This is a genomic window from Mycobacterium sp. IDUB_21 (assembly GCF_055419425.1).
In genome coordinates this window covers 216,964-230,911 of the sequence record NZ_JBVAXQ010000003.1, presented here as the reverse complement: position 1 = coordinate 230,911, position 13,948 = coordinate 216,964, and the positions used below count along the sequence as shown (strand labels likewise).

At 69.0% G+C, this 13,948-nt stretch carries 16 protein-coding genes; 9 read left to right on the top strand and 7 right to left on the bottom strand.

Going from position 1 to position 13,948, the window contains the following annotated elements:
• The first annotated feature begins 12 nt into the window (after window positions 1-12).
• Together ACZYY4_RS06405 and ACZYY4_RS06400 are read left to right on the top strand one after the other, a co-directional pair.
• Window positions 13-801 carry an alpha/beta fold hydrolase gene (locus ACZYY4_RS06405; protein WP_463808756.1) on the top strand — a complete coding sequence of 263 codons (789 nt, stop codon included), beginning with the start codon at window positions 13-15 and terminating at the stop codon, window positions 799-801.
• A gap of 10 nt (window positions 802-811) precedes the next feature.
• Entirely contained in the window at window positions 812-1,108 is a 297-nt protein-coding gene (locus ACZYY4_RS06400; protein ID WP_463808754.1) for an MGMT family protein, read from the top strand.
• Between the two features lie 19 nt (window positions 1,109-1,127).
• Here ACZYY4_RS06400 and ACZYY4_RS06395 read toward each other — a convergent pair whose 3' ends face one another.
• The 3 genes from ACZYY4_RS06395 to ACZYY4_RS06385 form a co-directional block, all read right to left on the bottom strand.
• On the bottom strand, window positions 1,128-1,982 hold the full coding sequence (locus tag ACZYY4_RS06395; RefSeq protein WP_463808753.1) for a TIGR02569 family protein: 855 nt from the start codon (window positions 1,980-1,982) through the stop codon (window positions 1,128-1,130).
• A 51-nt stretch (window positions 1,983-2,033) separates the two neighbouring features.
• Complete coding sequence (moeZ, locus tag ACZYY4_RS06390; RefSeq protein ID WP_463808752.1) at window positions 2,034-3,227, bottom strand: adenylyltransferase/sulfurtransferase MoeZ; 1,194 nt, start codon at window positions 3,225-3,227, stop codon at window positions 2,034-2,036.
• Between the two features lie 107 nt (window positions 3,228-3,334).
• Window positions 3,335-4,369, bottom strand: a complete 1,035-nt coding sequence (locus ACZYY4_RS06385) for a DUF3152 domain-containing protein (protein ID WP_463808751.1) — start codon at window positions 4,367-4,369, stop codon at window positions 3,335-3,337.
• Between the two features lie 204 nt (window positions 4,370-4,573).
• Between ACZYY4_RS06385 and ACZYY4_RS06380 the strand changes: the two genes are divergently transcribed.
• The gene (locus tag ACZYY4_RS06380; RefSeq protein ID WP_463808750.1) at window positions 4,574-5,260 is read left to right on the top strand and encodes a TetR/AcrR family transcriptional regulator; all 687 of its coding nucleotides are present in this window, start codon (window positions 4,574-4,576) and stop codon (window positions 5,258-5,260) included.
• Here ACZYY4_RS06380 and ACZYY4_RS06375 read toward each other — a convergent pair.
• The gene (locus tag ACZYY4_RS06375; RefSeq protein ID WP_463808749.1) at window positions 5,257-5,523 is read right to left on the bottom strand and encodes a DUF3107 domain-containing protein; all 267 of its coding nucleotides are present in this window, start codon (window positions 5,521-5,523) and stop codon (window positions 5,257-5,259) included. The genes ACZYY4_RS06380 and ACZYY4_RS06375 overlap by 4 nt on opposite strands.
• Window positions 5,524-5,629: 106 nt before the next feature.
• The gene (locus tag ACZYY4_RS06370; protein ID WP_463808747.1) at window positions 5,630-6,325 is read right to left on the bottom strand and encodes a ferritin-like fold-containing protein; all 696 of its coding nucleotides are present in this window, start codon (window positions 6,323-6,325) and stop codon (window positions 5,630-5,632) included.
• Window positions 6,326-6,567: 242 nt separating this feature from the next.
• On the opposite strand from ACZYY4_RS06370, the gene ACZYY4_RS06365 reads away from it, so the two are divergent.
• Both ACZYY4_RS06365 and ACZYY4_RS06360 read left to right on the top strand, forming a co-directional pair.
• Window positions 6,568-8,103 carry a DEAD/DEAH box helicase gene (locus ACZYY4_RS06365; protein WP_463808745.1) on the top strand — a complete coding sequence of 512 codons (1,536 nt, stop codon included), beginning with the start codon at window positions 6,568-6,570 and terminating at the stop codon, window positions 8,101-8,103.
• A gap of 15 nt (window positions 8,104-8,118) precedes the next feature.
• Window positions 8,119-9,354, top strand: coding sequence for an Rv3212 family protein (locus ACZYY4_RS06360; protein WP_463808744.1), 1,236 nt, complete (start codon window positions 8,119-8,121; stop codon window positions 9,352-9,354).
• A 91-nt stretch (window positions 9,355-9,445) separates the two neighbouring features.
• Here the strand turns inward: ACZYY4_RS06360 and ACZYY4_RS06355 are convergent, their stop codons facing one another.
• Window positions 9,446-10,246 (bottom strand): ParA family protein, encoded by an 801-nt coding sequence (locus ACZYY4_RS06355; RefSeq protein WP_463808742.1) that lies wholly within the window; start codon window positions 10,244-10,246, stop codon window positions 9,446-9,448.
• Window positions 10,247-10,325: 79 nt separating this feature from the next.
• Between ACZYY4_RS06355 and ACZYY4_RS06350 the strand changes: the two genes are divergently transcribed.
• Window positions 10,326-10,922 (top strand): acid phosphatase, encoded by a 597-nt coding sequence (locus ACZYY4_RS06350; protein ID WP_463808740.1) that lies wholly within the window; start codon window positions 10,326-10,328, stop codon window positions 10,920-10,922.
• An 80-nt stretch (window positions 10,923-11,002) separates the two neighbouring features.
• Complete coding sequence (locus ACZYY4_RS06345) at window positions 11,003-12,061, top strand: isochorismate synthase (RefSeq protein WP_463808984.1); 1,059 nt, start codon at window positions 11,003-11,005, stop codon at window positions 12,059-12,061.
• Here ACZYY4_RS06345 and ACZYY4_RS06340 read toward each other — a convergent pair.
• On the bottom strand, window positions 12,003-12,413 hold the full coding sequence (locus tag ACZYY4_RS06340; protein WP_463808739.1) for a hypothetical protein: 411 nt from the start codon (window positions 12,411-12,413) through the stop codon (window positions 12,003-12,005). The two genes, ACZYY4_RS06345 and ACZYY4_RS06340, sit on opposite strands and share 59 nt — an antisense overlap.
• A gap of 40 nt (window positions 12,414-12,453) precedes the next feature.
• Here ACZYY4_RS06340 and ACZYY4_RS06335 point away from each other — a divergent pair, with 40 nt between their 5' ends.
• Window positions 12,454-13,431 carry a diacylglycerol/lipid kinase family protein gene (locus tag ACZYY4_RS06335; protein WP_463808738.1) on the top strand — a complete coding sequence of 326 codons (978 nt, stop codon included), beginning with the start codon at window positions 12,454-12,456 and terminating at the stop codon, window positions 13,429-13,431.
• Window positions 13,432-13,675: 244 nt separating this feature from the next.
• Entirely contained in the window at window positions 13,676-13,930 is a 255-nt protein-coding gene (locus ACZYY4_RS06330) for a WhiB family transcriptional regulator (protein WP_013829861.1), read from the top strand.
• The last annotated feature ends 18 nt before the right edge of the window (window positions 13,931-13,948 follow it).

The window sequence follows — 13,948 nt, the reverse complement described above, 5'->3', positions numbered from 1 at the left end:
CACCATCGACGGGTGAATTCCGATCAGCATCTGCACGTGCACCGCTACGGCCCGGACGGTCCGGTACAGCTGTTGGCGGTGCACGGCTTGACCGGCCACGGCGCACGGTGGCGGAACCTGGCCGGGCACCTTTCCGAAATCGCTTTCGCTGCACCGGATCTGATCGGCCACGGACGGTCGTCGTGGGCAGCCCCATGGACCATCGAGGCCAACGTAGCGGCGCTGGCCGCGCTGCTCGAGAGCTCCGCAGACGGCCCCGTCGCGGTCGTCGGGCACTCCTTCGGCGGGGCGATAGCACTGCATCTGGCCGCAGCGCGCCCCGATCTGGTCGACGCCCTGGTGCTGCTCGACCCCGCGATCGGGCTGGACGGCGATTGGATGGCCGAGATCGCCGCGGCGATGCTGGCCTCCCCCGACTACCCGGATGCCGCGCAGGCGCGCGCCGAGAAGGAGCACGGCGCGTGGTCCGACGTGGATCCCGCGCTGCTCGACATCGAACTCGACGAGCACCTGGTGGCACTGGCCGATGGGCGCTTCGGCTGGCGGATCAGCGTGCCGGCGATGATGTCGTACTGGAGCGAGCTGGCCCGCCACGCGGTGCTGCCCGGCGCCACGGCGACGACGCTGGTGCGGGCCACCCGGACCTCGCCCGCGTATGTCGACGACGCCCTGGTCGACGCCCTGCGGGCCCGGCTGGGCACCGACTTTCACCTGGTGGACCTGGACTGCGACCACATGGTCGCTCAGGCTCGCCCCGTCGAGGTGGCAGCCGTGGTCCGCCAACAGCTGGCCCGGCGCTAGGAGCTCGACCGTGGCAGCAGTCACCGACGAACAGGTCGAGCGGGTGCGAGCGCTGATCGTCGGCATCCCACCCGGGCGGGTCGCCACTTACGGTGACATCGCCTCCGAGGCAGGGCTTTCCAGCCCCCGCATCGTCGGCTGGATTCTGCGGATCGACGGCTCCGACCTGCCGTGGCACCGGGTGATCGGGGCGTCCGGGCGGCCGGCAGCGCACCTGCGCAGCGAGCAACTGGAACGGCTTCGCGCCGAAGGGGTGCTGGCCGTCGACGGCCGGGTGAACCTGCGCACCACGCGTCACCGGTTCTGACAGCGCCCCGTCGGCGGTGTCAGAGCGCCAGACGGACCAGCGCCGCAGTGCGGGCCAGCCCAGGGAAAGCCTCTGCCGTCGACCGCGGGTGCAGGGCGTGTACCGCGAGCCGGAACATCAACGCGCGCAACAGCATCTGCGGCCACTCGGGCAACGTCTCCCAGCGTTCGATGAGCCCGTCGTCGGCGTCACCCCACGACAGGGCATCCACCACCACCACTCCGGCGGCCCAGGATGCCGGCCGCCAGTACGGCGTGATGTCGGTGATGCCGGGCGCCGCAGCGCCGGAGAACAGCACCGTGCCGTACAGGTCGCCGTGCACCAACTGGCTGGAACTCTTGGTGGGCTTGCGCAAGGTGGCGAGCTGATTGATCAGGTCGATCGATCGCTGACCGTCCACCGAACCCGGGGCCAGCCGGGCGCCGGCCTGCAGTGAGGCGAACGGCCGTTCCTCCCACGCGGCCCGGTCGGCGGCGATGAACACGTCGACGTCGGCCCACGGCGCCACCGGTGCCTGGGTGAGGAAGCGGGGCCGTTCCAGCTTGGAAGTGGCCTCGTGCAGCCGAACCGCAGCCGAGACCACCTCGTCGTGACGGGGCTCCGGGCTGCCGGCGACGAAGGTGTCGGCCCGCCAACCCGACACCACATAGCGTCCGTCGGTGGAACGCACCGGCCGGGCCAACCGGATGCCGTCGGCGAACAGCGATTCGCGTACCTTTGCCGACCACGCGGCCCTGGCGTGGTCGGCGACCATCGACACCACCACTTCCCCGCACTTCCAGCCGTCCTCCCAGCCGGCACCCAGTGCGGCGGGTTGAACACCGCGAAGACCGAAAGTCGCCAGCACATGCTCAGGCGGCGGCTCGACAGTCACGGGCTCAGCCTAAGCGGTGATCACAAGCGCGGTGCGGAGCCTCGCCGGGGGTCAGTACATCACCATGTCGGGCTGCATCTGCTTGGCCCACGCCACAATTCCACCCTGCAGATGGACCGCGTTGGCGAATCCGGCCTTCTTCAGCGTCACCAGGGCCTCTGCCGAACGGATGCCGGTCTTGCAGTACAGCACCGACATCCGGTCTTGAGGCAGGGTCGCCAACCCCTCGCCGCTGTCGATCATCGACTGCGGAACCAACCGGGCGCCCTCGATGCGGTTGATCTCCCACTCCACCGGCTCACGCACGTCGATCAGCGCCAACTGCTGCCCGGAGTCCAGCAGCTCGCGCAGCTCGGCCGGTGTGATGGTGGAGCCGGCGACCGCTTCGGCCGCTTCGTCGGAGACCACCCCGCAAAAAGCCTCGTAGTCGATCAGCTCGGTGATCTTGGGCGTGGACGGGTCCTTGCGGATCCGGATGGTGCGGTAGCTCATCTCCAGGGCGTCGTAGACCATCAGCCGGCCCAGCAGCGGCTCCCCGATCCCGGTGATCAGCTTGATCGCTTCAGTTCCCATCACCGATCCGATGGATGCGCACAGAATCCCCAGCACGCCGCCCTCGGCGCAGGACGGCACCATTCCGGGTGGCGGAGGCTCGGGATACAGGTCGCGGTAGTTCAGGCCGCGCTTTTCTCCGGCCGGGCCGTCCGGAGCGTCCTCCCAGAACACCGAGACCTGGCCCTCGAAGCGGTAGATCGACCCCCACACGTACGGCTTGTGCGCCAGCACCGCGGCATCGTTGACCAGGTAACGGGTGGCGAAGTTGTCGGTGCCGTCCAGGATCAGGTCGTAGGACTCGAACAACTCGACGGCATTTTCCGGCTCCAGTCGGACCTGGTGCAGCCGCACCTGGACCAGGGGGTTGATCTCGTTGATCGAGTCGCGGGCGCTTTCGGCTTTGGAGCGCCCGATATCGGAGACACCGTGGATGACCTGGCGCTGCAGGTTGGATTCGTCGACCACGTCGAAGTCGACGATCCCGATGGTGCCCACGCCGGCGGCGGCCAGGTACAGCAGTGTCGGTGCGCCCAGTCCACCGGCGCCGATCACCAGTACCCGTGCGTTCTTGAGCCGCTTCTGCCCCTGCACACCGACGTCGGGGATGATCAGATGACGGCTGTAGCGCGCTACTTCATCCCTGGTCAGCTCGCCGGCCGGCTCCACCAGTGGCGGCAGTGATATCGACACCGAACAATCTCCTCAAAGTCGCTTCCGCCACCATCACAGCAGCTGGTGGGGTCAACGACAAACGGCCTGGGAAGCTTCCCCAGCGATCCGAAGCCGACGGGATCGGCTCAGGGAATCGGCGATGGCCAAGGATTGAACCGGCAGGTCTTTCCGTCGGGCTTGACCCAGTCCGGGTCGAACTTCGCCGCGTCGTCATTGGAGGTGCCGAACGTCTGCTGCATCATCACCGGCGCCAGGGCGTCCTGCTTCTCGCACGGTTCGTGGTGCTGATAGCCGAGCGCGTGACCGACCTCATGGTTGATCAGATACTGCCGGTAGGACCCGATGTCCCCCTGGAAGGGCACCGCGCCGCGCACCCAGCGGGCCTCGTTGATGAACACCCGCGGTTGCGAGTTCGCCCCGTAGGAGGGGTTGTAGCAGGACGCTTCCAGCGGTATCTCGTAGCCGCAGCCCTCCCGAACCGTCAGCGGTGAGGTCAGCGAGATACGGAAATCGGGGTCGACCCCGCTGCCGGCATCGACCCGGACGAACCCGATCTGCGGCGTGTGCGTCCACCCCTTGGGGTTGCGCAGGGTCTGGTCGACCATCCGGGCGAACGCCTCGTCGCCGCCGAAGGCGGTCGTGTCGATGCCGTTCTCCACCTCGATGGTGTAGGCGAACACCTTCTCGGTGCCCCTGCCGAACTCCGGTTGCGTGCCCGGGATGATGTGCCAGGCCATGTCACCGGCCTCGGTGAACGGCCCACCGTCGGGCAGCACCCCGGTCGGCAGGTTGACATCGAATTCGGTGAGGCCCCGCGGTGGCGCGCCGATGATCGACGTGCCGGCAGATCCGATCGTCGGCGGACCCTGAACCGGCTCGTTGGTGTCCGCGGCGCGCACTCCTATGCCGGTCACGGTCTGATACACCACCACGACCGTGAGGACCATCAACACCGGCAGCGCGTAGGCGCGCCAGCCGTAGGTGGACACGAACCTGCCCAGCCAACTCTGTTTACGCCACTGGCGGTGGATGTCGCGGTCGGACCGCAGGCGCCCGGCGCCGGCAGCGAGCGGGTCGCGTTGCGCGCGCAGGGGTTCGCGGAAGCGATCCCGAAGAACCGGGGCTCGACCGCCGCCGTGTTGCCCCGGGTCGTAGGTCACCGTCCCAGAATGACACAAGCACTGCGAGCTGGGACTCTTCGCCGCGCCAGGGAGGGGCGGTCCGGGCTGTCCCCGAAACCGCTCGGCGCCGCGTTGGTGGATGTCGCTGGCCAAACTGACGGATGCAGCGCGTAGTCTCGCTCTCACGCACCGGCCGCCGGGCACCCATTTCCCGCGGCCGGCCGAATCTGGATTGAGGAGTCGATGAGCAAACCGATCGACACGGCCGAGCGGGGTGGCGCCAAGTCGGCCGGCCGCAGCTCGGGCAGCGCCAAGGCGCCGGCGGCCGGTGGCCGTCGGGGTAGTCGACTGCCCCGCGACGAGCGTCGCGGCCAACTGCTGATCGCAGCCAGTGAGGTCTTCGTCGATCGCGGCTACCACGCGGCCGGTATGGACGAGATCGCCGACCGGGCCGGCGTCAGCAAACCGATTCTTTACCAACACTTCGCGTCGAAGCTGGAGCTGTACCTGGCGGTGCTGAGCCGGCACGTGGAGAACCTGGTCTCCGGAGTGCGGCAGGCGTTGCGGACCACCACCGACAACCGCCGGCGCCTGCGGTCGGCGGTGCAGGCGTTCTTCGACTTCATCGAGCACGACGGCCAGGGTTACCGGCTGATCTTCGAGAACGACAACGTTGCCGAGCCGCAGGTCGCGGTCCAGGTGCGGGTCGCGACCGAATCGTGCATCGACGCGATCTTCGATCTGGTCAGCCGCGACTCCGGCCTCGACCCCCACCGCGCCCGGATGGTCGCGGTGGGACTGGTCGCGATCAGCGTGGACTGCGCCCGCTACTGGCTCGACAGTGATCGCCCGATCTCCAAGGAAGACGCCGTCGATGGCACGGTGGCGTTCGCCTGGGGCGGACTGTCACACGTGCCGCTTACCCGCTAAGAGGAACTGGCCGCGGTGGCGGCGTCGGCACCGATTCCGAACCCGACCCGTCGGCTGTCGGCGACGCCGATCTCCACGTAGGCGATCTTGGCGGCCTGCACCAGGAATCGACGCCCCTTGTCGTCGGTCAAGGAAAGCAGCCCCGCATTCTCTGCGCCCTTACCCAGCGCGGCGGCGACGAGCTTCTCGACTTCATCGGGCGTCTGCGCACTGTTGATGACCAATTCACGCGCGCTGTCGGTGACCCCGATCTTGACCTCCACGCCGGCCCCTTTCGTCTCTTCGGTTGAGCCGGTTCACCCGTCCCAGGATGCAGGCTAGTGGACGATGCCGTCTGGGGTGATGGCGGTTGATGGCGGCGACCCGCCGCTACGCCAGTCCCAACTCTCGCATGCGCTCGTCGTGAGTGTGCTGGATCCGGTCGAAGAACCCGGCCAGCTGGGTCAGGCCGGCGGCCCCGGAGATCACCAGATCGACGAGTTCGTCGTGCTCGGCCAACACAAACTGCGCCTGGGTGACCGCCTCGCCGAGCAGCCGGCGCGACCACAACGCCAACCGGCTGCGTTGCTTGGCACTGGACGTCACCGCACCGCGCACCTCGTCGACGACGAACTGGGAATGTTTGGTCTCGGCGAGCACCGCTCGCACCACGTCGGCCGCCTCGTCCGGCAGACCACCGGCGATCTCCAGGTAGAAGTCGGCGGCCATCGCATCACCAACGTAAGTCTTGACCAGTGCCTCCAGCCAGGTGCTGGGCATCGTCAAGCGGTGGTAATTGTCCAGGGCGCTGGCGTATTTCGACATCGCCGCCACCACGTCGACGCCGCGGCTGTCCAAAGCTTCGCGCAGCACCTCGTAGTGCCCCATCTCGGCGGCGGCCATGGCCGCCATCGAGATCCGCCCGCGCAGATCGGGCGCCATGCGCGCCTCGTCGGTGAGCCGGTAGAACGCAGCCACCTCGCCGTAGGCGAGCAGCGCGAAGAGCTTGTCGACACCGGGATGATCGGCGGACAGTCGCGGCTTCGAAGCCTGCGCCACCGGGTCGGCCGAGGGAACCGAATTCATCACCACACTGTAGGCGTTCCGCCACATTGGACCGGTGCCCGGCCCGACCAGGTAGGATGAGTACTCGGCAGTGCCGATTCGGCGCTGCCGAGCAATGTGCGTACACGCGGTTGGCCCGCCTCCTCGGCGAGTGCAGGGCCCCTTGATTTTGGCAAAGTATCGACCGTCAGAGCGTGTGCGCCCCGGACCAGCACGCGATCGACTTACATACCGCGCCGACTTCGAAAGGCACCCGCCACCGCATGACCCCGCTTATCTCCACCACCGTACCCACCTCTCCCCCGACCTTCGCCGAACTTGGCGTCCGCGACGAGATCGTCCGCGCACTAGCCGAAGACGGCATCGAGCACGCCTTCGCGATCCAGGAACTGACGCTGCCGCTGGCCCTGGCCGGCGACGACCTGATCGGCCAGGCCCGCACCGGGATGGGCAAGACGTTCGGCTTCGGTGTCCCGCTGCTGCAGCGGGTCAGCACCAGCACCGACCGGCCGCTGACCGGTATTCCGCGCGCACTGGTCGTGGTGCCCACCCGTGAGCTGTGCATCCAGGTCTCCGGCGACCTGGCCGACGCGGCGAAATACCTGACCGCCGGAACCGACACCGTCCGGCCGCTGTCGGTGCAGGCCATCTACGGTGGCCGGCCCTACGAGCCGCAGATCGAGGGGCTGAAGGCCGGCGCCGACGTGGTGGTAGGCACCCCGGGCCGGCTGCTCGACCTGGCCCAACAGGGCCATCTGCAGCTGGGCGGGCTGACGGTGCTGGTGCTCGACGAGGCCGACGAAATGCTGGACCTGGGCTTTCTGCCCGACATCGAGCGCATCCTGTCCCGCATCCCCGACGATCGGCAGTCGATGCTGTTCTCGGCGACCATGCCGGGCCCGATCATCACGCTGGCTCGCAGCTTCATGAACCAGCCCACCCACATCCGCGCCGAGGCGCCGCACTCCTCGGCGGTGCACGACGCCACCGAGCAGTTCGTCTACCGGGCCCACGCAATGGACAAGGCGGAGCTGGTGGCCCGGCTGCTGCAGGCCCGCGGCCGGGGCGCCACGATGATCTTCACCCGCACCAAGCGGACCGCGCAGAAGGTGGCCGACGACCTCGGCGAGCGTGGGTTCAAGGTGGGCGCGGTACACGGCGACCTCAACCAGGTCGCCCGCGAGAAGGCCCTCAAGTCATTCCGGACCGGCGACATCGATGTGCTGGTTGCCACCGACGTGGCCGCCCGCGGCATCGACATCGACGACGTCACGCACGTCATCAACTACCAGTGCCCCGACGATGAGAAGACCTATGTGCATCGCATCGGCCGCACCGGCCGCGCCGGCAAGACCGGCGTCGCGGTCACCCTGGTCGACTGGGACGAACTGGCCCGCTGGACGATGATCGACAAGGCCCTGAACCTGTCCTGCCCGGACCCCGCGGAGACCTATTCCAGCTCACCGCACCTGTTCACCGAGCTGAACATCCCCACCGACGCCAACGGCACCATCGGCAAATCGCGCCGGTCACCGGCCAAGCGGCCCGACGGCGAGACCCGCGAGACCCGCGAGACCTCAGCAGACCGGCAGCGGTCGCCCCGCAGTTCCGATCGGTCCCGGCGGCGTACCCGGGGCGGCCAGGCGGGCACCGCCGACGCCGCGCCGCAGGCCGCCCGGTCCGCTGAGGCCGGCGAGACCAAGACCGCCGGACCTTCCGACGACAACGGCCAGGGCGCGCCACGCCGTCGTCGTCGCCGACGGCCGAGCAAGGCCACGGCCGCGGTGAACGGCAGCTGAGCCGGGCTCGCTGAGATGGTGCGACCGGAGCGCCGCACCGCCGGCGATCTGGTGGCCGCAACGGTGATCGCGGTCGCGGTCGTCGTCGCCGGGGTGCTCGTCTGGTGGACCAGTGACGCCCGCGCCACCGTCAGCCGGCCGGCGTCGGACTCGGCCACCAATCCGCCGCCGGCGGCTATGGTTCCGGCTGCCCTGACCCAACTGTGGACCGCGCCCAGCCCGGTCACCCGGGCTCCGGTGATGGTCTCCGGCACGGTGATCACCGGCGAGGGACCGCAGATGACCGGGCGCGACCCGGCCACCGGCGAGGAGCGCTGGAGCTACGCCCGCGGGGTCGATCTGTGCGCGGTGTCCTGGATCTACCGGTATGCCGTCGCGGTGTATCCCGACGCCCGCGGCTGTGGCCAGGTCAGCACGGTCGTCGCCGCGACGGGCTGGCGCGGACCGGCCCGAACCAGTTACGCCGATGCGAGCGTGACCGTCACCTCCGAGGGCAGCTCGGTGCTCTCGGCCGGAAGCACCCGCCTGGAACTGTGGCGCTCGGACATGGTCCGGGTGCTGTCCTACGGGGAGATCGACGCCCGGGTGAAACCATCGGCTCGCGGTCGCGGCCATGGCTGCACGCTGGTGTCGGCGGCCGCGGCCACGTCGGCGGTCTCGGTGCTCGAATCCTGCCCGGGCCAAGACGATCTGCAACTGACCCTGCTGCGTGCCGGCAAGGAAGAAGACGAGCCGGAGACCCAACATGTCCCCGAGCCCGGGGTCGCCGCCCACTCCGGCGCCCGGGTACTCGCGGTGACCGACTCCGACTTCGGCGCCAACACCGCGGTTTATCTGCCCACCCCCCAACCCCGGGTCGAAGTAGTCGACCAGACCGGCACCACGATCGCCAAGACACTGCTGCCGGGCAAGCCCAGCCCCGCCAGCACCGCCGTAGCGGTGTCGCGGCCCACCGGATTGGTCTGCTGGTGGACCGGAGATGCCGTGCTGGTGTTCGACTCCGGAACCCTGACCTATCGCTTCACCGTCCCGGCGGCGGGTGCCGCGGTTCCGCTGGGACCGGCGGCGATGATGGCCGATCGACTGCTGATCCCGGTGACCGACGGAGTCGGCGTCTTCGACCAGCACACCGGCGCCCGTGAACGCATCATCCCGGTCAGCCGCCCCCCGGGGGTCCCGGCGGTGTTTCCGGCGGTGTCGGGACCGACGATCCTGGAGCAACGCGGGGACACCGTGGTCGCGATGGGTTGACGGCGGTGTCCACGAGGCGCGAGCGTGCGCAACTCCGGTATTTCACTCGGCGTGTCGACCGGGGACGCGCACCGTCGCGCGAGGAATGCGGCTACACCTCGGGGGTGAAGGTGGGAAGCGCTTTGCCGTTCTTCCAGTACTTGAGCAGCGCTTCGGCCAGCTCCCGATAGGCCTGGGCCCCTTTGTTCTTGCGCCCCGCGAGCACCGACGCCCCCGATGCGCTGGCCTCGGCGAAACGCACGGTGCGCGGGATCGGCGGGCCCAGCACCGCCAGACCGTACCGGTCGGCGATGTCGAGCAATACGTCGCGGCTGTGGGTGGTGCGCGAGTCATACAGGGTCGGTAACGCTCCGAGCAGGCGCAGCTTCGGATTGGTGATCGCCTGGACGTCGGCGACGGTGCGCAGGAATTGGCCGACGCCGCGATGGGCCAGGGTCTCGCACTGCAGCGGCACGATCACCTCGCCGGCCGCGGTGAGTCCGTTGAGGGTGAGCACCCCCAGCGACGGTGGGCAGTCGATGACGGCCACATCGAACTCGCCGTCCAGCTTGGCCAGTGCCCGCTGCAGGGCGTACTCGCGGCCGGCCCGCATCAACAGCATCGCCTCCGCGCCGGCCAGGTCGATGTTGGCCGGCAGCAGGGTCATCCCCTCGTCGGTGGACACCAGTGCCGTGTTGGGTTCCACCTCCCCGAGCAGCACCTCGTGCACGGACACCGGCAGCTTGTCGGGGTCGTGTCCCAGCGAGAAGGTCAGGCAGCCCTGCGGGTCGAGATCGACCAGCAGCACTCGCCGGCCCAGTTCTGCCATCGCCGCCCCCAGCGACGCCACCGTCGTGGTCTTGGCCACGCCGCCCTTCTGGTTGGCAACCGCCAAGATTCGCATGCCTGTCACACAGGCCATACTGGCACGGCTTGCGGCCCGGCAGCACCAAACGCAGGTCGATGTCCGCCGTCGGGCAGAATCGACGGACGTGGGCATCGAGGAGCACCGACTGCTGCTGCTACGCCACGGTGAGACCGAGTGGTCAATGAGCGGGCGGCACACCGGGCGCACCGATTTGGAGTTGACCGACACCGGCCGGCGCCAGGCGGTGGCCGCTCGCACAACGGTGACAAAACTCGGGCTGGACAACCCGCTGGTGGTCTGCAGCCCGCGCCGCCGCGCCCAGGTGACCGCCGAACTCACCGGCCTGCACGTCGACGAAGTCTCCGGCGACCTGGCCGAATGGGACTACGGCCGTTATGAGGGTCTGACCACCGCGCAGATCAGGGAGTCCGAACCCGACTGGCTGGTCTGGACGCACGGCAGTGCGGGCGGTGAATCGGTGGCACAGGTCAGTGATCGCGCCGACCGGGCGGTCGCGCTGGCGCTGCGGCAGCTGGTCTCGCGCGACGTGGTCTTCGTCGGGCACGGCCACTTCTCCCGGGCGGTGATCACCCGTTGGCTCGAGCTGCCGTTGGCCGACGGCGCCCGCTTCGGAATGACCCCGGCGTCGATAGCGGTCTGCGGTTTCGAGCACGGAGTGCGCCAGCTCACCGCACTCGGGCTGACCGGGCCCGGAGCATAACGCTCTTGCCGACACCGCCGACCACGACGACACCTGCATTCGTGCTGTCCGGACCGGCCGGGACGCTGGTCGCCGACGGGATGACGACCGGCTTCTGCGATGTCGGCGCCGCACAGGCCGCGTTGAACTCCGGTGAAGCGCCAATCGTTGTGGGCGCCTTACCTTTCCGCCCAGGGAACGCTGCCGCTCTGTTCGTGCCGGGCCGGGTGCGTCACGACGACGCGCTGTCGCCCGGGCTCAACGAGGCTCTACCGGCGGTGCGCATCGTCGCCGAAGTTCCGGAGCCCGACGAGCACCGCGCCCGGATCCGCCGGGCACTGCAGGAACTGACCGCGGCACAGGGCGCCGTGCGCAAAGTGGTGCTGGCCCGTGGGCTTCGGCTGTCCGCCGACGCGCCATTGGACACCGGCGTCGTCCTGCGCCGGTTGGTCGCCGCCGATCCGAGCGGCTACGGCTATCTGGTCGACCTGAGTGCCGCCGGCGGCAGGTATGCCGGGGCGACTCTGGTGGGCGCCAGCCCCGAGTTGCTGGTCGCCCGCGACGGCGACCGGCTCACCTGCCGGCCGTTCGCCGGCTCGGCGCCGCGCTCCCCGGACCCGGCCGTCGACGCCGCCAACGGGGCCGCGCTGGCCGAATCCGGCAAGAACCGCCACGAGCATCAACTGGTCGTCGACCAGCTGCGCACCGTGCTCGGGCCGCTGTGCACTGAACTCGACGTCGCACCGGCGCCACGGCTGACCGGGACGGCCGCGGTCTGGCACCTGAGCACCCCGATCAGCGGTCGACTCCGCGACACTGCCACCACTGCACTGGATTTGGCCCTGGCCCTGCACCCGACGGCGGCGGTCGGCGGGGTCCCGACGGCGGCCGCGGTCGACCTCATCGCGGAACTGGAGGGCGACCGAGGTTTCTATGCGGGCGCGGTGGGCTGGTGCAACGCCGACGGCGACGGCCGGTGGGTGGTGTCGATCCGCTGCGCGCAGATCTCTGCCGACCGGCGATCCGCGCTGGCCCACGCCGGCGGCGGGATCGTCGCCGAATCGGATCCGGACGAGGAACTGGCCGAAACCGTGACGAAATTCAGCACGATTCTGTCGGCACTGGGCGTTGCGCCGCCCAGCGCAGCGCCGCAGGACTGAACAGCGCCGCCAACACCGCAACTGCGGCCACGCCGACGACCGCGCCGTACCCCCACCGGTGCGAACCGACTGCCAGGTACCAGGCCACCGGCAGCAGCGTCAGGTTCACAAACACCGCGATGCCGCGCCCAAGCCGCCGGCCCCGCAGCAAAGCCCAGCCGGCAGCCAGCACCCCGGCGCCGAACAGCGCGAACCATGCCGCGGTGCCGTAGCCGTTGACGGCTTCCTGGTGCGCTCCGGTCAGTGCCCGTAACACCAGCACCGCCGCGACAGCCAGCGCGGCCGCACCCTGGACCGCAACGATCAGGCCAGCACCGAACACGGCGCGCGGTGGACCAGCGACGGCGTTCACGCCGCCAGCCTAACCACCTCATCCCCTAGACTCGTGCGTCGTGCGTGCCGTGCTGATCGTCAACCCCAATGCCACGTCGACAACCCCGGCGGGGCGCGACCTGCTGGCCCACGCGCTCAAGAGCCGTCTCGACCTGAGCATCGTGCACACCGACTATCGCGGCCACGCCATCGAGATCAGCCAGGCCGCCGCGCGCGACGGCATCGATCTGGTAATCGTGCACGGCGGCGACGGAACCGTGCACGGCGTGGTCAACGGCCTACTCGGAGCGCCCGGTTCGCCACCGCCGACACACCTGCCCGCGGTGGCGGTGGTGCCCGGCGGTTCGGCGAACGTGTTCGCCCGGTCGCTGGGAATCGCCGGTGACCCGACCGTCGCCACCAACCAGCTGATCAGCTTGATCAACGGCCGTGACGGGCAACCCAATTGGCGCCGGATCGGGCTGATCGACTGCGGCGAACGGTGGTCGGTGCTCAACGCCGGGATGGGCGTCGACGGCGAGGTCGTCGCCGCGGTCGAAGCCGAACGAGAGAAGGGCCACGCCGTCACCGCGCTGCGCTACATCCGGGCGGCGGTTCCGGCCGTGCTGGCCACCACCCGCCGCGCACCGACTTTGACGTTGCAGCTGGGCGACGATCAGCCGGTTGCCGGCGTTCACTTCGTGTTCATCTCGAACTGCAGCCCGTGGACCTACGCCGATGAGCGGTGTGTGTGGACCAACCCCGACACCACCTTCGAGTCCGGCATGGGCGTGTTCGCGACCACCAGCATGAAGGTGCTGCCCACTTTGCGGCTGGTCCGCCAGATGCTCTCCAAGCGCCCGAAGCTGATCGCCAAGCAGCTCATCCGCGACGACGACGTGACCGCGCTGCGCGTCGACGCGGGCGACACACCGATCGCCACCCAGATCGACGGCGAATACCTCGGATTGCGCTCTGCGATGACCTTCCGTGCGGTGCCCGACGTACTCAACGTCGTTGCTCCCCCGGCAAAAAATCTCGCTGACCTGCGAAGATAGCGCTCCAATCGGCCGATGAGCGCAAAGTTGAGACTACTGTAGTACACGTCGGCGGCCCGGCTGGGAGCAGCCCCGCGCAGGCGTGACGTTGGCCACGTGATAACGCACACTCTTGACATCTGTCCAGGCTGTGAAACGATCAAACGATCGGAAGCAAGCCGTAATTATTTCTTGCCGCCGCTTATAACAGTCGAAAAGCAAAGTTGCGCGCCGTGCTGCGCTCAGAGTGAGGAGTTGGAGACCTATGGATTGGCGCCACAAGGCGGTCTGTCGCGACGAGGACCCGGAGCTGTTCTTCCCGGTGGGAAACAGCGGTCCGGCACTTGCCCAGATCGCTTCCGCTAAGCAGGTCTGCACCCGATGCCCGGTGGTTACCGAGTGCCTTACCTGGGCGCTGGAGACCGGCCAGGACGCCGGCGTGTGGGGCGGCATGAGCGAGGACGAGCGGCGGGCGCTCAAGCGCCGCAACGCCCGGACCCGGGCGCGCAGCGGGGTCTGACCCGAGCAGACAAACAAC

What these genes read in the sequence shown, in the direction of transcription:
- ACZYY4_RS06380 (WP_463808750.1), top strand. Translation starts at nt 4,574, where the DNA reads ATGAGCAAACCGATCGACACGGCCGAGCGGGGTGGCGCCAAGTCGGCC.
- ACZYY4_RS06370 (WP_463808747.1), bottom strand. Translation starts at nt 6,325, where the DNA reads ATGAATTCGGTTCCCTCGGCCGACCCGGTGGCGCAGGCTTCGAAGCCG.
- ACZYY4_RS06365 (WP_463808745.1), top strand. Translation starts at nt 6,568, where the DNA reads ATGACCCCGCTTATCTCCACCACCGTACCCACCTCTCCCCCGACCTTC.
- ACZYY4_RS06360 (WP_463808744.1), top strand. Translation starts at nt 8,119, where the DNA reads ATGGTGCGACCGGAGCGCCGCACCGCCGGCGATCTGGTGGCCGCAACG.
- ACZYY4_RS06345 (WP_463808984.1), top strand. Translation starts at nt 11,003, where the DNA reads ATGACGACCGGCTTCTGCGATGTCGGCGCCGCACAGGCCGCGTTGAAC.
- ACZYY4_RS06330 (WP_013829861.1), top strand. Translation starts at nt 13,676, where the DNA reads ATGGATTGGCGCCACAAGGCGGTCTGTCGCGACGAGGACCCGGAGCTG.